The organism is Pseudomonas sp. PICF141 (genome assembly GCF_002286815.1).
Taxonomy (GTDB): Bacteria; Pseudomonadota; Gammaproteobacteria; order Pseudomonadales; family Pseudomonadaceae; genus Aquipseudomonas.
The window spans coordinates 81,887-101,721 of the sequence record NZ_MUNM01000050.1 but is presented as its reverse complement, the minus strand read 5'-3'; the positions used below and the strand labels follow the sequence as shown (position 1 = coordinate 101,721).

Annotated in this window: 18 protein-coding genes; 7 read left to right on the top strand and 11 right to left on the bottom strand. The window is 60.1% G+C overall.

Going from position 1 to position 19,835, the window contains the following annotated elements; genetic code table 11:
- Both glyS and glyQ read right to left on the bottom strand, forming a co-directional pair.
- A complete protein-coding gene (gene glyS / locus BZL43_RS13430) occupies window positions 1-2,055 on the bottom strand; it encodes a glycine--tRNA ligase subunit beta (protein WP_095632758.1) in 2,055 nt (684 codons plus the stop codon).
- On the bottom strand, window positions 2,052-3,005 hold the full coding sequence (gene glyQ / locus BZL43_RS13425; RefSeq protein WP_003213601.1) for a glycine--tRNA ligase subunit alpha: 954 nt from the start codon (window positions 3,003-3,005) through the stop codon (window positions 2,052-2,054). Before glyQ ends, glyS begins: the two co-directional genes overlap by 4 nt.
- An 81-nt stretch (window positions 3,006-3,086) precedes the next feature.
- Between glyQ and tag the strand changes: the two genes are divergently transcribed.
- Window positions 3,087-3,644, top strand: coding sequence for a DNA-3-methyladenine glycosylase I (gene tag, locus BZL43_RS13420; RefSeq protein WP_095632757.1), 558 nt, complete (start codon window positions 3,087-3,089; stop codon window positions 3,642-3,644).
- A 40-nt stretch (window positions 3,645-3,684) separates the two neighbouring features.
- On the top strand, window positions 3,685-4,572 hold the full coding sequence (locus BZL43_RS13415; RefSeq protein ID WP_095632756.1) for a lysophospholipid acyltransferase: 888 nt from the start codon (window positions 3,685-3,687) through the stop codon (window positions 4,570-4,572).
- Between the two features lie 136 nt (window positions 4,573-4,708).
- Here the strand turns inward: BZL43_RS13415 and BZL43_RS13410 are convergent, their stop codons facing one another.
- The 5 genes from BZL43_RS13410 to def form a co-directional block, all read right to left on the bottom strand.
- On the bottom strand, window positions 4,709-5,023 hold the full coding sequence (locus BZL43_RS13410) for a tetratricopeptide repeat protein (protein ID WP_095632755.1): 315 nt from the start codon (window positions 5,021-5,023) through the stop codon (window positions 4,709-4,711).
- 150 nt (window positions 5,024-5,173) lie between these two features.
- A complete protein-coding gene (gene trkA / locus BZL43_RS13405; protein WP_095632754.1) occupies window positions 5,174-6,547 on the bottom strand; it encodes a Trk system potassium transporter TrkA in 1,374 nt (457 codons plus the stop codon).
- A 21-nt stretch (window positions 6,548-6,568) separates the two neighbouring features.
- A complete protein-coding gene (rsmB, locus tag BZL43_RS13400; RefSeq protein ID WP_095632753.1) occupies window positions 6,569-7,879 on the bottom strand; it encodes a 16S rRNA (cytosine(967)-C(5))-methyltransferase RsmB in 1,311 nt (436 codons plus the stop codon).
- Entirely contained in the window at window positions 7,876-8,835 is a 960-nt protein-coding gene (gene fmt / locus BZL43_RS13395) for a methionyl-tRNA formyltransferase (RefSeq protein ID WP_095632752.1), read from the bottom strand. The genes rsmB and fmt overlap by 4 nt, the downstream gene beginning before the upstream one ends.
- Window positions 8,836-8,905: 70 nt before the next feature.
- Window positions 8,906-9,412 (bottom strand): peptide deformylase, encoded by a 507-nt coding sequence (gene def / locus BZL43_RS13390; protein WP_095632751.1) that lies wholly within the window; start codon window positions 9,410-9,412, stop codon window positions 8,906-8,908.
- A 169-nt stretch (window positions 9,413-9,581) separates the two neighbouring features.
- Between def and BZL43_RS13385 the strand changes: the two genes are divergently transcribed.
- The 3 genes from BZL43_RS13385 (at window position 9,582) to BZL43_RS13375 (ending at window position 12,406) form a co-directional block, all read left to right on the top strand.
- Entirely contained in the window at window positions 9,582-10,607 is a 1,026-nt protein-coding gene (locus tag BZL43_RS13385) for a LysM peptidoglycan-binding domain-containing protein (RefSeq protein ID WP_095632750.1), read from the top strand.
- A gap of 80 nt (window positions 10,608-10,687) precedes the next feature.
- A complete protein-coding gene (dprA, locus tag BZL43_RS13380; RefSeq protein ID WP_095632749.1) occupies window positions 10,688-11,794 on the top strand; it encodes a DNA-processing protein DprA in 1,107 nt (368 codons plus the stop codon).
- A gap of 54 nt (window positions 11,795-11,848) precedes the next feature.
- The gene (locus tag BZL43_RS13375; protein WP_095632748.1) at window positions 11,849-12,406 is read left to right on the top strand and encodes an L-threonylcarbamoyladenylate synthase; all 558 of its coding nucleotides are present in this window, start codon (window positions 11,849-11,851) and stop codon (window positions 12,404-12,406) included.
- Between the two features lie 131 nt (window positions 12,407-12,537).
- On the opposite strand, the gene BZL43_RS13370 is transcribed toward BZL43_RS13375, so the two are convergent.
- Window positions 12,538-13,515, bottom strand: coding sequence for an NADPH:quinone reductase (locus BZL43_RS13370; RefSeq protein ID WP_095632747.1), 978 nt, complete (start codon window positions 13,513-13,515; stop codon window positions 12,538-12,540).
- Window positions 13,516-13,673: 158 nt separating this feature from the next.
- Between BZL43_RS13370 and hemF the strand changes: the two genes are divergently transcribed.
- Both hemF and aroE read left to right on the top strand, forming a co-directional pair.
- Window positions 13,674-14,588 (top strand): oxygen-dependent coproporphyrinogen oxidase, encoded by a 915-nt coding sequence (hemF, locus tag BZL43_RS13365; RefSeq protein WP_095632746.1) that lies wholly within the window; start codon window positions 13,674-13,676, stop codon window positions 14,586-14,588.
- A gap of 77 nt (window positions 14,589-14,665) precedes the next feature.
- A complete protein-coding gene (gene aroE, locus BZL43_RS13360; RefSeq protein ID WP_095632745.1) occupies window positions 14,666-15,487 on the top strand; it encodes a shikimate dehydrogenase in 822 nt (273 codons plus the stop codon).
- 126 nt (window positions 15,488-15,613) lie between these two features.
- Here aroE and BZL43_RS13355 read toward each other — a convergent pair whose 3' ends face one another.
- The 3 genes from BZL43_RS13355 to betC form a co-directional block, all read right to left on the bottom strand.
- Complete coding sequence (locus BZL43_RS13355; protein ID WP_095632744.1) at window positions 15,614-17,182, bottom strand: SulP family inorganic anion transporter; 1,569 nt, start codon at window positions 17,180-17,182, stop codon at window positions 15,614-15,616.
- Window positions 17,183-17,279: 97 nt separating this feature from the next.
- Window positions 17,280-18,200, bottom strand: coding sequence for a choline ABC transporter substrate-binding protein (gene choX, locus BZL43_RS13350; protein ID WP_095632743.1), 921 nt, complete (start codon window positions 18,198-18,200; stop codon window positions 17,280-17,282).
- A 15-nt stretch (window positions 18,201-18,215) separates the two neighbouring features.
- Window positions 18,216-19,730 (bottom strand): choline-sulfatase, encoded by a 1,515-nt coding sequence (gene betC, locus BZL43_RS13345; protein ID WP_095632742.1) that lies wholly within the window; start codon window positions 19,728-19,730, stop codon window positions 18,216-18,218.
- Window positions 19,731-19,835: the final 105 nt, after the last annotated feature.

The window sequence follows — 19,835 nt, the reverse complement described above, 5'->3', positions numbered from 1 at the left end:
TCAGCCCAGCAACGAAATGTCGGCGACGCCGAGGAACAGCCCACGCAGGCGCGCCAGCAGTGCATAGCGGTTGGCTCGTACCTTGGCATCTTCGGCGTTGACCATCACTGCTTCGAAGAACGCGTCCACCGGCTCGCGCAAGGCGGCCAGACGTGCCAGCGATTCGCTGTACTGACGAGCAGCGGCCATCGGCTGGACAGCCTGGTCAGCCTGCTGGATCGCCGAATACAGCGAAAACTCGTTGGCGTTGTCGAAGTATTTGGCTTCAACGACCGTCGGCACGGAGCCTTCGATCTTGCTCAACAGGTTGGAAACGCGCTTGTTCACGGCGGCCAGCGCAGCGGCTTCCGGCAATTTGCGGAACGCTTCTACCGCTTGGACACGCTGATCGAAGTCCAGCGCCGAACCCGGCTTCAGGGCACGGACCGACAGGTAAGTCCCGACATCAACGCCTTCGTCTTCATAACGGGCACGCAGACGATCGAAGATGAATTCCAGCACCGAGTCATTAAGGCCGGCAGCCTTGACCTTGGTACCGAACGCATTCACGGCGAACGCCACGGCGTCGTTCAGGTCGAGGTCGAGCTTCTTGTCGATCAGGATGCGCAATACACCCAGCGCAGCACGGCGCAGGGCGTACGGGTCTTTGCTCCCGGTTGGCAACATGCCGATACCGAAAATACCCACCAACGTATCGAGCTTGTCGGCGATGGCCACGGCCGCACCGGTGAGGGTGGTCGGCAATTCAGCGCCGGCACCGCGCGGCATGTACTGCTCGTTCAGCGCCAGTGCAACTTCTTCTGGCTCGCCGTCGTTAAGGGCGTAGTAGTAACCGGCGACACCTTGCATCTCCGGGAACTCGCCAACCATTTCGGTCGCCAGGTCGCACTTGGACAGCAGGCCGGCACGGGAAGCCCATGCAGCGTTGCCGCCAATGCGTTGAGCAATGAATGCAGCGAGTCTGGAAACACGTTCGGCCTTGTCGAAGACGCTGCCGAGTTTTTCCTGGAACACCACATTCTGCAGGCGCAGATTGAACGCTTCGAGTTTTTGCTTCTTGTCTTGCTTGAAGAAGAACTCGGCGTCGGTCAGGCGTGGGCGAACCACTTTCTCGTTACCGGCGATGATCTGCTGCGGGTCTTTGCTTTCGATGTTGGCCACGGTAATGAAACGAGGCAGCAACTTGCCGTCGGCATCCAGCAGGCAGAAATACTTCTGGTTGTCCTGCATGGTGGTAATCAGCGCTTCTTGCGGCACGTCGAGGAAACGTTCTTCGAACGAGCACACCAGCGGCACCGGCCATTCGACCAGCGCGGTCACTTCATCGAGCAGGTTCGGCGGCACGATGGCCGTACCTTCCTGCTGCGTCGCCAGCTCTTCGGTGCGCTTGCTGATCAGCTCGCGACGCTCGTTGGCGTCGGCCACCACGTAAGCGGCACGCAGATCGTTCAGGTAGTTGGCCGGCGAGGTGATGCGCACGCTTTCAGGGTGGTGGAAGCGGTGACCACGGGAATCGCGACCGGACTTCTGGGCGAGGATGGTGCAGTCGATGACATGGTCACCGAGCAGCATCACCAGCCATTGGGTCGGGCGAACGAATTCTTCCTTGCGAGCACCCCAGCGCATGCGCTTGGGAATAGGCAGGTCGTTGAGGGAGTCTTCCACGATGGTCGGCATCAGGTTCGCGGTCGGCTTGCCGGCGATGCTTTGGCTGTAGCGCAGCTTTGGACCGCTCTGATCGATCTCGCTCAGGTCGACGCCGCACTTCTTGGCAAAGCCCAGGGCAGCTTGAGTCGGGTTGCCTTCGGCATCGAACGCGGCCTGGCGTGGCGGGCCGTCGAGGTTGATGCTGCGATCCGGCTGCTGGGTCGCCAGTGCGGTGATCAGCACGGCCAGACGACGTGGCGCGGCGTAGACGGTTTTGGTTTCGTAGTTCAGGCCGGCAGCTTGCAGGCCTTTGTCGATACCGGCCATAAACGCTTCGGCCAGGGTATTCAGGGCTTTGGGTGGCAGTTCTTCGGTGCCCAATTCAACCAGAAAATCTTGAGCACTCATTGTGCAGCCTCCAGCTTGGCCAATACTTCATCACGCAGGTCCGGGGTCGCCATCGGGAAGCCCAGCTTGGCGCGAGCCAGCAGGTAGGCTTGCGCAACGGAACGCGCCAGGGTGCGGACCCGCAGGATGTATTGCTGACGCGCGGTCACCGAGATCGCCCGGCGCGCATCCAGCAGGTTGAAGGTGTGGGAAGCCTTCAACACCATTTCGTAGCTCGGCAACGGCAATGGCTGATCGAGTTCGATCAGGCGCTTGGCTTCGCTTTCGTAGAAGTCGAACAACTCGAACAGCTTCTCGACGTTGGCGTGTTCGAAGTTGTAGGTCGACTGCTCCACTTCGTTCTGGTGGAACACATCGCCGTAAGTCACTTTGCCGAACGGACCGTCAGCCCAGACCAGGTCATAGACCGAGTCGACGCCTTGCAGGTACATCGCCAGACGTTCCAGACCGTAAGTGATCTCGCCGGTCACCGGGTAGCACTCGATGCCGCCCGCTTGCTGGAAGTAAGTGAACTGCGTCACTTCCATGCCGTTGAGCCAGACTTCCCAGCCCAGACCCCAGGCGCCCAGCGTCGGCGATTCCCAGTTGTCTTCGACGAAACGGATGTCGTGCACCAGCGGGTCGAGGCCCACGTGCTTGAGGGAGCCCAGGTACAGTTCCTGGAAGTTGTCCGGGTTCGGCTTCAGGACTACCTGGAACTGGTAGTAATGCTGCAGACGGTTCGGGTTTTCGCCGTAGCGGCCGTCAGTCGGGCGACGACTGGGCTGCACATAAGCGGCGTTCCAGGTTTCCGGGCCAATGGCGCGCAGGAACGTGGCAGTGTGGAAAGTGCCGGCGCCTACTTCCATATCGTAGGGCTGAAGTACCACACAACCTTGCTCGGCCCAGTATTGCTGGAGGGCGAGGATCAAGTCTTGGAAGGTACGCACGGCTGGCGTAGGCTGGCTCACGAAATTCACCTGTTTCTTGGGCTGCGATTTAAAGAGCGGGAGTATACCCGATTCGAACCTGCGCACGCCCCCTGGAGCCTTATGCCACGCTGCTTTTGGTGTACCGAAGATCCGCTGTACATGGCTTATCACGATCAGGAGTGGGGGACGCCGTTGCGCGATGCGCAGGGTTTGTTCGAGTTGCTTTTGCTCGAAGGGTTCCAGGCCGGGCTTTCCTGGATCACCGTGTTGCGCAAACGAGAGCGTTATCGCGAAGTGATGTTTGGCTTCGACATACAGCGGGTGGCACAGATGAGCGATGCGGAAATCGATGAATTGATGCTCGATCCGGGGATCATCCGCAATCGTCTCAAACTCAATGCCGCCCGTCGCAATGCTCAAGCCTGGCTGGCGCTGGAAGATCCGGTGGCGTTTCTCTGGTCGTTCGTCGGCGGCACGCCGGTGATCAATCATTTCAAGGATCGCAGTGAAGTGCCGGCCGTGACGCCGGTCGCCGTCGAGATGAGCAAAGGCCTGAAAAAAGCCGGATTCACGTTCGTCGGCCCGACCATTTGTTACGCGCTGATGCAAGCTTCCGGCATGGTCATGGACCACACTCGCGATTGCGATCGCTACGCCACCTTGGCGAACGGCGGTTAGAATAACCGCCTCGCGCACAGCACAAGATCAGGAGTGACCTGTGGATAAGTTGAAAGGCGCCTTGCTGGTAGGCGCTCTGCGGTTGTTTGCGTTGCTGCCATGGCGGGCAGTGCAGGCGGCAGGTTCGGCCATTGGCTGGATCATGTGGAAAACCCCCAACCGTTCCCGTGAGGTGGTACGGATCAACCTCGCCAAGTGCTTTCCGCAAATGGACCCCGCCGAACGCGAGCGTTTAGTCGGACAGAGCCTGAAAGACATCGGCAAGTCCTTGACCGAGAGCGCCTGCGCATGGATCTGGCCGGCCCAGCGTTCCATTGATCTGGTGCGCGAAGTCGAAGGTCTGGATGTGCTTAAAGACGCCCTCGCCTCCGGCAAAGGCGTGGTCGGCATCACCAGTCACCTGGGCAACTGGGAAGTGTTGAACCATTTCTATTGCAACCAATGCAAACCGATCATTTTCTACCGTCCGCCCAAGCTCAAGGCGGTGGATGAATTGCTGCGCAAGCAGCGGGTGCAATTGGGCAACCGGGTGGCCGCTTCCACCAAGGAAGGCATCCTCAGCGTGATCAAGGAAGTGCGCAAAGGGGGGGCCGTGGGCATTCCGGCTGATCCGGAGCCGGCCGAATCCGCCGGAATTTTCGTGCCGTTCTTCGCCACCCAGGCCCTGACCAGTAAATTCGTGCCGAACATGCTGGCCGGCGGCAAAGCGGTCGGCGTGTTCCTGCATGCCCTGCGGCTACCGGACGGTTCGGGTTACAAAGTAATCCTCGAAGCTGCGCCCGAGGCCATGTACAGCACCGATACCGAAACCTCCTGCGCGGCGATGAGCCAGGTGGTCGAGCGCTATGTGCGGGCTTATCCGAGCCAGTACATGTGGAGCATGAAACGCTTCAAGAAGCGTCCGCCGGGCGAAGAACGCTGGTATTGATGCCGCTGTGGATAACTCCCGGTAAAAATCAAAAGATCGCAGGCTTCGCCAGCTCCTGCAAAAGGCGCGGTGTACACCCCGTAGGCGCTGGCGAAGGCTGCGATCTTTTTTGATCTTTGGCCTGAGTTGCCTCTGATCAGTGCGCCTGACGCTCAAGCTTTTTAAGAAACACCGTCATTTCCTTCTCGGCCTGCTTGTCGCCATGGTTGCGGGCCGCTTCCAGGCCCTGTTCCCAGGCCTGACGCGCCGCTGCGTAATTCGCCAGTGCCAGATGCGCCTTGCCCAATAGTTTCCAGGCTGCCGAATACTTCGGGTCGATCTCGACGCAGCGCTGGAAATGCTCTGCGGCCTTGGCATTTTCACCCAGATCCAGATAACCCTTGCCCAGACCAAAGCGCAGCAGGGAGTTATCCACACCCTTGGCGAGCATCTTTTCCAGGGATTCGATCATTGGTATTTCCCCTCAGTCAGTGATCGTAGCGATCGTTCCCACGCTCCGCGTGGGAATGCCTCAATGGACGCTCCGCGTCCGCTTCGGCAGGGACGCGGAGGGTCCCGGGCTGCATTCCCACGCAGAGCGTGGGAATGATCAGTTGCCGGATCAGAAGAAGCTCAACCCCACATGGAACAGCTTTTCCACATCCCGAATATGCTTTTTATCCACAAGGAACAGAATCACATGGTCGCCGGCTTCGATCACCGTGTCGTCGTGGGCGATGATCACTTCTTCGTCGCGGATGATCGCGCCGATGGTGGTCCCTGGCGGCAGGCCGATGTTTTCAATGGCCTTGCCAATCACCTTGCTCGACTTTTCATCACCGTGGGCGATGGCCTCGATGGCTTCCGCCGCACCTCGACGCAATGAGTGCACGCTGACGATATCGCCACGCCGCACGTGAGCCAGCAAGGTGCCGATGGTCGCCAATTGCGGGCTGATGGCGATGTCGATGTCGCCACCCTGGATCAGGTCGACGTAGGCCGGGTTGTTGATGATCGTCATCACCTTCTTCGCGCCCAGGCGCTTGGCCAGTAGCGACGACATGATGTTGGCTTCGTCGTCGTTGGTCAGCGCCAGGAAGATATCGGCGTCGGCGATGTTTTCCTCGATCAGCAGGTCACGGTCGGAGGCACTGCCCTGCAACACCACGGTGCTATCGAGGGTGTCCGAGAGATGGCGGCAGCGGGTCGGACTCATCTCGATGATCTTCACCTGATAGCGACTTTCGATGGCCTCCGCCAAACGCTCGCCAATCTGCCCCCCGCCAGCGATGACGATACGTTTGTAGCTCTCATCGAGGCGGCGCATTTCGCTCATCACCGCGCGAATGTTCGCTTTGGCGGCGATGAAAAATACTTCATCGTCAGCCTCGATCACCGTATCGCCCTGGGGCAGGATCGGCCGGTCACGACGGAAAATCGCCGCAACGCGGGTTTCGACATTCGGCATGTGTTCACGCAACTGGCGCAATTGCTGACCCACCAGCGGACCGCCGTAATAGGCTTTCACTGCCACCAGTTGCGCCTTGCCTTCGGCGAAGTCGATTACTTGCAACGCACCCGGATGCTGGATCAGGCGCTTGATGTAGTTGGTAACGACTTGCTCCGGGCTGATCAGCACGTCGACTGGAATCGCTTCGTTATCGAACAGTTCGGCACGGGTCAGGTACGCGGCTTCGCGGACCCGGGCGATTTTGGTCGGTGTGTGGAACAAGGTGTGAGCGACCTGACAGGCCACCATGTTGGTTTCGTCACTGTTCGTCACGGCCACCAGCATGTCGGCGTCATCCGCGCCGGCCTGACGCAGGATGGTCGGCAGCGAACCGCGACCTTGCACGGTGCGGATGTCCAGGCGATCGCCCAGATCGCGCAGGCGTTCGCCATCGGTGTCGACCACGGTGATGTCATTGGCTTCACTGGCCAGATGTTCTGCCAGCGAACCGCCGACTTGCCCTGCGCCGAGGATGATGATTTTCATCCATTCACTCCTTAAAACCGGTTAACCGCCTGCGGCGGCAATCTTGATCAGCTTGGCGTAATAGAACCCGTCGTGGCCACCTTCCTGGGCCAGCAATTGGCGACCATGGGGCTGTTTGATGCCGGCCTGACTGGCGATATCGAGTTCACGGGCACCCGGCGTGCGAGCGAGGAATGCTTCGATGACCTCGGTGTTCTCGGTCGGCAGCGTGGAGCAGGTGGCGTAAAGCACAATGCCGCCCACCTCCAACGTTATCCACAGGGCGTCGAGTAGCTCGCCCTGAAGCACCGCCAACGCGGCGATGTCGTCGGGTTGGCGGGTCAGCTTGATATCCGGGTGACGACGAATCACCCCGGTGGCCGAGCACGGCGCATCCAGCAGAATGCGTTGGAATGGCTTGCCGTCCCACCAGCTCGCGGTGTCGCGGCCGTCGGCGGCGATCAGTTCGGCGCTCAGGCCCAGGCGTGCAAGATTTTCCCGCACTCGAACCAGGCGCTTGGCTTCCAGATCCACCGCCACCACGCCAGCCAGTTGGGGCTCGGCTTCAAGGATGTGGCAGGTTTTCCCCCCCGGTGCGCAGCAGGCGTCCAGCACCCGCTGGCCAGGCGCCAGCTCCAGCAGATCGGCGGCCAGTTGCGCGGCTTCGTCCTGCACGCTGATCCAGCCTTCGGCGAAACCTGGCAGGCTACGCACGTCCGCCGCTGCGTCGAGGATGATGCCATCCCGACTGTAAATGCACGGCGTGGCCGCGATGCCCGCTTCAGTCAGCAACCCGAGATAAGCGTCGCGGGTGTGGTGGCGACGGTTGACTCGCAAAATCATTGGCGGGTGAGCGTTGTTCGCCGCGCAAATGGCCTCCCATTGTTCAGGCCAGAAGGCTTTGAGGGATTTTTGCAGCCAGCGCGGGTGAGCGGTGCGCACCACCGGGTCGTGTTCCAGCTCAGACAGCAGCGCTTCGCTTTCCCGTTGGGCACGGCGCAAAACGGCGTTGAGCAAGGCTTTGGCCCACGGTTTTTTCAGTTTGTCGGCGCAACCCACGGTTTCACCGATGGCCGCGTGGGCCGGAACCCGGGTGTAGAGCAGTTGATAGAGACCGACCAGCAACAGCGCCTCGACATCGGCATCAGCCGCCTTGAACGGCTTTTGCAGCAACTTGGCCGCTAGCGCCGACAAACGTGGCTGCCAGCGCGCCGTGCCGAATGCCAGGTCCTGGGTGAAGCCGCGATCGCGATCTTCGACCTTGTCCATTTGCGTCGGCAGAGAACTGTTGAGCGAGGCTTTTCCGTTAAGAACAGCGGCCAATGCCTTGGCGGCAGCCAGACGTGGATTCATTGAGCGTCCGCCGTTTGACCAAGCACGGTACCGACGGCGAATTTCTCACGACGGCTGTTGTACAAATCGCTGAAGTTCAGCACCTTGCCGCCGGGCAATTGCAGACGGGTCAGGCACAGCGCCTGTTCACCGCAGGCGACGACCAAGCCGTCCTTGCTGGCACTGAGGATTTCACCCGGTGCGCCCTGCCCTTCGGCCACGCTCGCAGCCAGCACTTTAAGCGCTTCGCCGTTCAGCGTGCTGTGGGTGATCGGCCATGGGTTGAAGGCGCGAACCAGGCGCTCCAGCTCAACCGCCGGGCGGCTCCAGTCGATGCGTGCTTCGTCCTTGTTCAATTTGTGTGCGTAGGTGGCGAGGCTGTCGTCCTGCACTTCACCTTCCAGAGTGCCTGCCGCCAGGCCGGCAATCGCCTGCACCACGGCCGGCGGGCCGATCTCTGCAAGACGATCGTGGAGGCTGCCGCCAGTGTCTTGGGCGCTGATCGGCGTGGTGACTTTCAGCAGCATCGGCCCGGTATCCAGACCCAGTTCCATGCGCATCACAGTCACGCCACTTTCGCTGTCGCCCGCTTCCACAGCGCGCTGGATCGGCGCCGCACCGCGCCAGCGTGGCAGCAACGAAGCGTGGCTGTTGATGCAGCCCAGACGCGGAATATCCAGCACCACTTGGGGCAGGATCAGGCCGTAGGCGACCACCACCAGCAAGTCCGGTTTCAGTGCGGCGAGTTCAGCCTGAGCGTCTTCGTTGCGCAGGGTTGGCGGCTGCAACACCGGGATGTTGTTTTCCAGTGCCAACTGCTTGACCGGGCTGGGCATCAGCTTCTGCCCACGACCCGCCGGACGGTCCGGTTGGGTATAAACCGCAATGATTTCGTAAGGACTGTCGAGCAGGGCCTTGAGGTGTTCGGCGGCGAATTCCGGGGTACCGGCAAAGACAATGCGCAATGGCTCAGTCATGAGAACTCTCGATTACAAAGCGTCTTGAAAAGAAAAAGGCTTGCCGCAGCAAGCCTTTGAAAGAAGGGCATCAAGCGTTCTGGCGATGGAGCTTCTCCAGTTTCTTCTTGATCCGGTCGCGTTTGAGCGTGGACAGGTAATCAACGAACAATTTGCCGTTGAGGTGGTCGCATTCATGCTGGATGCAGACCGCGAGCAAGCCTTCGGCGACCAGTTCGTACGGTTGGCCGTCGCGGTCCTGGGCCTTGATCCTGACCTTTTGCGGGCGATCGACGTTTTCGTAGAAACCCGGCACCGAAAGGCAGCCTTCCTGATACTGGTCCACCTCGTCGGTGAGGACTTCGAACTCGGGGTTGATGAACACCCGCGGTTCGCTGCGGTCTTCGGAGAGGTCCATTACGACAATACGTTTGTGCACGTTGACCTGGGTCGCGGCGAGGCCGATGCCTGGCGCTTCATACATTGTTTCAAACATGTCATCGACCAACCGACGCACTTCGTCGTCCACTACAGCCACGGGTTTGGCGATAGTGCGCAGGCGCGAGTCGGGGAATTCGAGGATGTCTAAAATGGCCATAAGCTCAATTGCTGCACGTGTGAGGTAAAGTCGGGTCGATGGCCTGGCGAGTCCGAGGATGCAGGCTACCGTTGTGAACGTAGCTTCCCGCTTTTCAATAATGAGCCGGAAGCGAGCCACGAGGGCTCTGGCGTTTCACGCGAACGTACATAATAAAGGGATTCACCGCATGAGGAAATCACTACTCGCCTTGCTCCTTCTGGCCTCGGCCGGTTTTGCGCATGGGCAAGTGCAACTCAGGGAAGGTTTTCCACAGCAATACACTGTAATGGCAGGGGACACACTCTGGGACATTTCCGCCAGATACCTGCGTGAACCGTGGGAGTGGCCGCAGCTTTGGCAGGCCAATCCACAGATCGAAAACCCCAATCTCATCTATCCCGGCGATACGCTGTCGCTGGTCTACGTCAACGGGCAGCCACGCCTGACCCTCAATCGCGGCGCTTCCCGGGGCACCATCAAGCTTTCGCCACGAGTCCGCAGCTCGCCGGTGGCCGATGCCATTCCGAGCATTCCGCTGAAATCGATCAACAGCTTTCTGCTGAGCAATCGCATCGTCGACAAGGCAGAGGATTTCGACAAGGCACCCTACATCGTCGCCGGCGATGCCGAACGGGTGCTCAGCGGCACCGGTGATCGAATATTCGCGCGCGGCCACTTCGACCCGGCACAACCGGTGTACGGCATCTTCCGTCAAGGCAAGGTCTATACCGATCCGCAGAGCAAGGAGTTTCTGGGAATCAATGCCGACGATGTCGGTGGCGGCGAGATCATTGCCACTGAAGGCGACGTCGCCACCCTCGCCTTGCAACGCACCACTCAGGAAGTACGACTCGGCGACCGGTTGTTCGGCGGCGAGGAGCGCTCGATCAATTCGACTTTCATGCCCAGTGCCCCGACAACCGAAATCAACGGTTTGATCATCGATGTGCCGCGTGGGGTCACCCAGATCGGCGCGCTGGATGTCGTCACGCTGAACAAGGGCCAGCGAGATGGCCTGGCTGAAGGCAATGTGCTGGTGGTGATGAAAACCGGTGAAACCGTGCGCGACCGGATCACCGGCCAACCCTTGAAAATTCCCGACGAGCGGGCCGGTTTGCTGATGGTATTCCGCACTTACGACAAGCTCAGCTACGGGCTTGTCCTTAACGCATCGCGCTCCCTGGCGGTGATGGACAAGGTGCGAAATCCTTAAGCCTGCTCACAAGTTACCAACAGAGTTATCCACAGCTTATTCCCGATTCGACGGGACCTTATAACGATCAAGGATGATCCATGTCGCTGCCTGCCTGTACGTCCGTTTCCCCCGCGGAACTGGAAGCCCGTTTACGTCTGCACCGTTTGCCGGAACTCGGCCCTGCACGTTTCAAGAAATTGCTTGAGGCCTTTGGTTCTGCCTCCAAAGCCATCAGCGCACCGGCCAGCGCGTGGCGTGCATTGGGCCTGCCTCACACCTGCGCGCAAGCCCGGCGCTGCAGCGAAATTCGTGACGGGGCCAGTCATGCATTAGCCTGGTTAGAGCGCCCGGGCCAGCATTTACTGATGTGGGACCAACCTGACTACCCTGCGCTGCTGGCGCAAATCAGTGATGCGCCGCCGCTGTTATTTGTGGCGGGCGATCCGGGCATTCTGGAAAAACCACAGCTGGCGATGGTCGGCAGCCGTCGTGCTTCGCGACCGGGCATGGACACTGCCGCCGCGTTTTCCCGCACACTGGCCGGTGCCGGTTTTGTCATCACCAGCGGTCTGGCCCTGGGCATCGATGCTGCCGCGCACCGGGCGGCTCTGGACGTTGGCGGGCAAACGGTCGGCGTGTTGGGCACGGAGCTGGAAAATTTTTATCCACAGCGCAATCGACGACTGGCGGACGCGATGATCGCTTCGGGAAGCGCAGTACTTTCGGAGTTCCCGCTGGACGCCGGCCCTTCCCCCGGCAACTTCCCCCGACGCAATCGAATCATCAGCGGTTTGTCCCTTGGCGTGCTAGTAGTCGAGGCGAGTGTGGCCAGTGGTTCGTTGATCACCGCCAGGCTGGCGGCGGAACAGGGGCGAGAGGTGTATGCGATACCCGGGTCGATCCATCACCCCGGCGCAAGGGGTTGCCATCAGTTGATCCGCGACGGTGCGGTGCTGGTGGAAACCATCGAGCACATCCTCGAAGCGTTGCGCGGCTGGCAACGGCTGCCATTATCCTCAGCAACGGCGCAAACGACAGAGACTCATCCGCTGCTCGTATTGCTCCACGCGGCGCCCCATACCAGCGAAGCCTTGGCAATCACCAGCGGCTGGGCGTTGTCGAAAGTGTTGGCAGCGCTGACGGAACTGGAAATGGACGGCCGCGCGGTCTGTGAAAGTGGCCGCTGGCTTGCGCGGGGACGCTAGGTTTTGCATGGAAGATCGGTAAACTGCGCAGAGCCTTATTCCGGAGAGTCATTCATGGTTAACAGTTGGCGTGTGCAACAAGCCGCACGAGAAATTCGCGCTGGGGCGGTCATTGCCTATCCAACCGAAGCTGTCTGGGGCCTGGGTTGCGACCCGTGGAACGAAGAGGCGGTGGATCGTCTGCTGCTGATCAAGGGGCGATCTGTGGATAAAGGCCTGATTCTGGTGGCCGATAATATTCGTCAGTTCGACTTCCTCTTCGAAGACTTCCCAGAATTGTGGATGGACCGCATGGCCAGCACTTGGCCGGGGCCCAACACCTGGCTGGTGCCGCATCAAAACATGTTGCCCCAGTGGATTACCGGTGTGCACGAAACCGTGGCATTGCGGGTTAGCGATCACCCACTGGTACGGGATTTGTGTGCGTTGGTCGGGCCGCTGGTGTCGACTTCGGCCAACCCTCAGGGGCGGCCAGCGGCACGGACGCGGATTCGCATAGAGCAATATTTCCGTGGGCAGCTTGATTGGGTGCTGGGCGGCAATCTGGGTGGGCGGAAGAATCCGAGCGTGATCCGCGACTTGGCCACCGGCCACGTGGTGCGCCCGGATTAATGTGGTGAGGGGGCTTGCCCCCGTTCGGGTGCGAAGCACCCGCCATTGAGCGATGTGTTTTAAATGACAGACCGCATCGTCAGTTGGGGGGACTGCTGCGCAGTCCAACGGGGGCAAGCCCCCTTACCACATCAAGGCAACAAAACGGTCGAGCCAGTCGTGCGCCGCGCCGACAATTCGGTCTGCGCTTTGGCCGCTTCAGCCAATGAATAGCGCTGGCTGATGTCCACCGTAAGCTTGCCGCTGATGATCATCTCGAACAGTTCATCGGCCATGCTTTGCAGGTTTTCAGCGTTGTTGGCATAGGTCGCCAGGGTCGGTCGGGTCACGTACAGCGAACCTTTCCCCGCGAGAATCCCCAGGTTCACGCCATCCACTGCACCTGAAGCATTACCGAAACTCACCACCAGCCCCCGAGGTGCGACGCTGTCGAGTGACGTCAGCCAGGTATCTTTGCCTACACCGTCGTACACCACCGGCACCTTTTTACCGTCAGTCAATTCCAGCACGCGTTGTGCGACGTTTTCATGGCTGTAATCGATGGTCGCCCAGGCTCCGTTGGCTTTTGCCAGGGCGGCTTTCTCCGTTGAGCTGACCGTGCCAATCAATTTCACGCCCAAGGCTTTGGCCCATTGGCAGGCCAGGGAGCCGACACCTCCGGCCGCAGCGTGGAACAGGATGGTTTCGCCACCCTTGAGTTCATACGTCTGACGCAGCAAGTACTGCACGGTCAGGCCTTTGAGCATCACGCCGGCGGCTTGCTCGAAGCTGATGGCATCTGGCAGATGTACCAGATTGGCTTCCGGCAATACATGAACGTCGCTATAAGCACCCAATGGGCCGCTGCCGTACGCCACGCGATCGCCGATCCTGAAGCGGGTGACTTCGCTGCCGACGGCTTCGACCACGCCCGCGCCTTCAGCGCCCAGGCCCGATGGCAAGGCGGGTGGCGCATAAAGGCCGCCGCGGTAATAGGTATCAATGAAGTTCAGGCCGATGGCTTTGTTGGTCACGCGCACCTGCAGCGGGCCGGGCTCGGCGGGCTGGTAATCGACATGCTCGAGGACTTCGGGGCCGCCATGGGCGCGGAACTGGATACGCTTTGCCATCTGCACTCTCCTAAGATCATTTTTCCAAGCGCCCTATCGGACGCTTAAGCTTGACCTTCGTCAACTGCGACGGCACAAGGTGCAGTGTTATCCTACGCAGCAATTTGCCGCCGGCCTGTATGAGCGCCGCGTAGCTTTGCCCGATTCAAGGTGATGCCATGACTACCCGCACCGAGGCCGTAAAAGCCTACCTGCTCGACCTGCAAGACCGCATTTGCGCTGCTTTGGAAGCTGAAGACGGCGGCACACGTTTCGTCGAAGACGCCTGGACCCGCCCTGCCGGCGGTGGCGGTCGCACCCGGGTGATCGAAAACGGCGCGGTCATCGAAAAGGGCGGCGTCAACTTTTCCCACGTCTTTGGCAGCGGTCTCCCGCCCTCCGCCAGCGCTCATCGGCCAGAACTGGCCGGCCGAGGTTTCGAAGCCTTGGGTGTGTCTTTGGTCATCCACCCGCACAACCCCCATGTACCGACGTCCCACGCCAACGTGCGCTTTTTCATCGCGGAAAAAGAAGGTGAAGAGCCGGTCTGGTGGTTCGGTGGCGGCTTCGACCTGACCCCTTACTACGGCAACGAAGAAGACTGCGTGCACTGGCACCGCGTTGCCGAACAGGCCTGCGCACCGTTCGGCCCGGACGTCTACCCGCGCTACAAGGCCTGGTGCGACAGTTACTTCCACATCAAGCATCGCCACGAGCCGCGTGGTATTGGCGGTTTGTTTTTCGATGACTTGAACGAGTGGGACTTCGATACCAGCTTCGCCTTCATGCGCGCCATCGGCGATGCGTTTATCCACGCGTACCTGCCAATCGTGCAGCGCCGCAAGAACGATGCGTTCACGGCCAAACAGCGTGAATTCCAGGAGTTCCGCCGTGGTCGTTACGTCGAGTTCAACCTGGTCTATGACCGCGGCACGCTGTTCGGCCTGCAATCAGGCGGGCGTACCGAGTCGATCCTGATGTCGCTGCCGCCGCAAGTGCGCTGGGCCTACGACTGGAAAGCCGAGCCGGGCAGTGAAGAAGCACGCCTGACCGAGTACTTCCTGCAAGATCGCGATTGGTTGGCCAAGGCCTGATTCCAGGGTTTGAGTTTTGCATCGTCGGGGCTGCCGTCAAGATCGCAGCCTTCGGCAGCTACGGTTGAGGAATGTAGATGGATCGTTACGTCGTATTCGGTAACCCGATTGGCCACAGCAAGTCGCCGCTGATCCACCGTTTGTTCGCCGAGCAGACGGGACAAAAGCTCGACTACAGCACTTTGCTGGCGCCCCTCGATGATTTTTCCGGCTGTGCCCGCACATTTTTCCGCGAAGGGCGTGGGGCGAATGTGACGGTGCCGTTCAAGGAAGATGCCTATCGTTTGGCAAACAGCCTGACCAAGCGAGCGCAGCGGGCGGGTGCGGTGAATACCCTGAGCAAACTGGCCGATGGCAGTTTGCTGGGCGACAACACTGATGGCGCCGGGCTGGTGCGGGACCTGACGGTCAATGCCGGTTTCAGTCTCAAGGGCAAACGCATCCTGCTGCTCGGGGCCGGCGGTGCGGTGCGAGGGGCGCTGGAGCCGCTGCTGGCGGTGCAACCGGCGTCGGTGATCATCGCCAACCGCACCGTGGAAAAAGCCGAATTGCTGGCCGAATTGTTCGCGGATCTGGGGCCGGTGTCGGCCAGTGGTTTCGATTGGTTGAAGGAGCCGGTGGACCTGATCATCAACGCTACGTCCGCCAGTCTGTCCGGCGATGTACCGCCGATTGCCAGCAGTTTGATCGAGCCGGGCAAGACGGTTTGCTACGACATGATGTACGGCAAAGACCCGACATCGTTCTGCCGCTGGGCCAGCGAACACGGCGCGGCGGTGGCGATGGATGGCCTGGGAATGTTGGCCGAGCAGGCGGCGGAAGCGTTCTATCTGTGGCGCGGCGTGCGACCGGATACCGCGCCGGTGCTGGCCGAACTCCGTCGGCAATTGGCGCTCTAGGCTTTTGTGGCGAGGGGGCTTGCCCCCGTTCGGCCGCGCAGCGGTCGTGGCAGTTTTGGGACGGCTTCGCCGTCCAACGGGGGCAAGCCCCCTCGCCACAGGTGGGTTTATTCCAGGGTGAATGTTTCAATCCTCGAAGCGAATCGGGCATTTCTCCGCGCCTTCGAGTTTTCTCAATTCTTCCACCACCTGCGGCCGCGCCCGCCGCAGGGTCAGGCTGCGATCCTGGCGCAGCAGCCGTCGCGCTTCCTGGTGCAGCATTTCCACGCCCGAATAGTCGATGAAGTTAATCTGCTGCGCCTCGATCACGACCCGTGCGCCGTGCATCCGTTGCAAGCGCACTTGCAGGTAATGGCTGGCGCCGAAAAAGATTGAACCGCCGACTCGCAGAATGTCTTCGTCGCCTTCACGCCAATGCTGCACCCGAGGTTGCGAGGTGCGTTTGAGGTAGAAGAACAGCGACGCCAGCACGCCGGCGTAGATCGCCGTTTGCAATTCCAGCAACAACGTCGCGACACAGGTCAGCGCCATGACCAGAAACTCGGCACGGCTGACCCGCAACAAGGCGCGAATGCCGCGATGGTCGACCAATCCCCAAGCGATCAGCAAAATGCTGCCGGCCATGGCCGGGATTGGAATGTGCGCGATCAATACCGCACCGAAGATAGCGAACAAGGCTACCCACACCGCGGAAAAAACGCCTGCCAACGGTGAGCAGGCACCGGCGTCATAGCTCAAGGCCGAGCGGGTGAAGGAACCGGCTGACAGCGAGCCGGAGAAAAACGCACCGACCATGTTCGAAAAACCCTGGGCGCGGACTTCTTGATTGGCGTCGAGCAACTGCTGCGAGCGCGCCGACAAGGAGCGGGCAATCGACAGGCTCGTCACCAGCCCGAGCATCCCGACCGCCACCGCGCTGGGCAGCAAGCGCAACACCAGGTCCAGATCCAGCGGCAGCGGGCTGAAGGGCGGCAGCCGTCCGACAAAGGCGCTGACCAACCGCACATGACCGAACATCGACGGCCACAGCCATACCAGCAACCCGCTCAAGGCCAGAGCGATCAACAGCGTCGGCCAGCGCGGCACCAGCAGTTTCAGCACGATGCCCAGGCCGACCGTGGCCAGGCCCAGTACCAGCGAGGGTTTGTCTACCTCACCGAGATGACTGAACAGCAGCATCAGGCTGTTCAGCGCTGTAGCCTGGTTGGGCACATCCAGCCCCAGCAAGTTCGGCAGTTGCCCGATGGCAATCACCACCGCTGCACCCAGGGTGAAGCCCAGCACCACCGAGTGAGAGACGAAATTCACCAGGGCGCCGAAACGCAGCAAACCCAGCAGCCACTGGAAAATCCCCGCAAGGAGTGTCAGAAGCAGGATCAGCGTGACGTAGTCCTGCGATCCGGGAACGGCCAGAGGACTGACGCTGGCGTACAGGACAATGGAAATGGCCGCCGTAGGGCCGCAGATCAAATGCCACGATGAACCCCAGAGGCAGGCGATCAGCACCGGGATGATGGCGGCGTACAAGCCGTATTCCGGTGGGAGACCGGCAATCAGTGCGTAGGCAATGGATTGTGGCAACGCGAGAATCGCACCACTCAGGCCGACAATCAGGTCACGGCCGACGCTGGCGCGGGTTTGCCGGGGCAACCAGGTCAGGAAGGGAAAGAGTGAATGGCGGCTGGGGAAGGCCATGGGTCCTCTCGGGTGGGATTTTGCGCAAGGGTAGCAGGACGAGACACCGATCGCTGATCGTTCCCACGCAGAGCGTGGGAACGATCGGCGCAGGGAGTTAGAGCTTGGCTTTCACCGCCGGCAACGCATCCTTCCCGTCCACGGTCTTCACGCCGTCCAGCCACTTATCCAGCACCGCCGGATTAGCCTTGATCCACGCCTTGGCCGCCTCGGCATTGCTGACCTTTTTGTTCATCACCTCGGCCATGATGCTGTTCTCCATTTCCTGGGTAAAACTCAGGTTGGTGAGCAGTTTGCCGACGTTCGGACAGGCCTGTGCATAACCTTTGCGGGTCAGCGTATAAACGCTGCCGGTGTCACCAAAGTATTTCTCGCCGCCCTTCAGGTAATGCATTTTCAGCTGCACGTTCATCGGGTGCGGCGTCCAGCCGAGGAAGGTCACGAACTTCTGTTTCTTCACCGCCCGAGACACTTCGGCCAGCATTGCCTGTTCACTGGACTCGATCAGTTTCCACTGACCCAGATCGAAGTCGTTCTTCTTGATGATCTCTTGCAGCGAAATGTTCGCCGGAGCACCGGAGCCGATGCCATAGATCTTCTTGTCAAACTTGTCCGCGTACTTGTTCAAGTCATTGAAGTTATGCACACCCGCGTTCCAAACATAATCCGGAACCGCCAGCGTGAACTCGGTGCCGTCGAGGTTTTTCGCCAGTTGCGTAACGTCGCCATTGGCCACGAATTTGTCATAGAAGCCCTGCTGTGCGGGCATCCAGTTACCCAGGAACACGTCCACCTGGCCATCCTTCAGACCGCCAAAAGTGATCGGCACCGCCAGCGTGTCGACCTTGGCCTTATAGCCCATGCCGTCCAGCAGAAACCCGGTGATGGCATTGGTGGCAGCGATGTCGCTCCAGCCAGGGTCGGCCATTTTCACCGTCTCGCAGCTTTGCTCGGCATAGGCCGAGGCACTGCCCAGAGCCAGAAGCCCGACCGTCAGTACTGTGGATAACCTTTGCATGGACTTCCCCTTACGTTATTGGTTTTGGCAGGGTTGTGGATAACGTGCTTTGCGTTCCAGATCGTCGAGGTCGATGTGGTTGCGCATGTACTGCTGGCTGGCGTCCACCAGTGGCTGGTGATCCCAGCTCTTCAGCTTGCCGATGGTCAGGGCATCGGCGACGAAACGCCGACGGCGTTGACTGGCGAGCACCTGTCGGTGGATCGCCGGGATGTCCCATCTGGCCCGCGCTTCGGCGAGAAACTCCTCGAAAAGCTGCCGATATTGCGGCGACTGGCTGAGTTCTTCCTGTTCGTTCGGATCGTTATGTACATCGAAGAGTAGGCAAGGGTCGTCTTCGCTGTAGATGAATTTGTAAGCGCCGCGGCGAATCATCATCAACGGGCTGATGGTGCCTTCGGCCATGTACTCACCGAACACTTCGTCATGACCGCCCTGCCCTTGCAGATGCGAAACCAGCGAGCGGCCGTCCAGCGGCAGACCGGGTTCCAGCGAGCCGCCGGCCAATTCGACAAAGGTCGGCAGCAGGTCGGCAGTGGACACCGCCGTGCTGACGCGCCCAGCCCCGAATTGCCCGGGCGCATGGATCAGCAATGGAACCCGGGCCGCCATTTCATACCAATGCATTTTGTACCAGAGGCCACGCTCGCCGAGCATGTCGCCGTGGTCACCGGAGAAGACGATGATGGTGTCATCGATCAGCCCGGTTTCCTCAAGTGTTTGCAGAAGTTTGCCGACGTTGCTATCGATATAGCTGCATGCACCGAAATAGGCACGGCGCGCATCGCGAATCTTGTCCACAGGCAGCGGCTTGTCCCACAGGTCATAGACCTTGAGCAAACGCTGGGAATGAGGATCAAGTTGATCCTGTGCAGGTGTTTCGGGCAAAGGGATGTCAGCGTCGTCGTACATATCCCAAAAAGCCTTGGGAATTGTGTACGGGTCGTGTGGGTGAGTCATCGACACGGTCAGGCAGAACGGCTGATCGCCTTCCTCGCGAATGTGATCGAACAGGTATTGCTGGGCCTTGAACACCACCTCTTCGTCGAAATCCAGTTGATTGGTGCGTACACACGGTCCGGCTTGCAGCACCGACGACATATTGTGGTACCAGCTCGGACGTACGTCCGGCTCATCCCAATTCACTGCCCACCCATAATCGGCCGGGTAGATGTCGCTGGTGAGGCGTTCTTCATAGCCGTGCAACTGGTCCGGGCCACAGAAATGCATCTTGCCCGACAGCGCGGTGCGATAACCCAGGCGACGCAGGTAATGGGCATAGGTCGGTACGTCGGCGGGGAAATCGGCCGCATTATCGTAGGCGCCGATCTTGCTCGGTAACTGACCACTGACCAGCGTAAAACGCGACGGCGCGCAAAGCGGACTGTTGCAATAAGCGGCGTCGAACACCACGCCTTCGGCGGCGAGGCGGCTGAGATTCGGCAGTTTAATCGGCGAAGGACCGTAGAACGGCAACATTGGCGCGGCCATTTGATCGGCCATGATGAAAAGAATATTTTTGCGCTTCATGTGATCGCGGCATTCCATAGTGGATATTTATGCGAGAGTGCTGTGATCGAGCATGGATTCCATCATCTTTGTGGTAAAGCCCATGCCAGGCAATGACTAGGATAA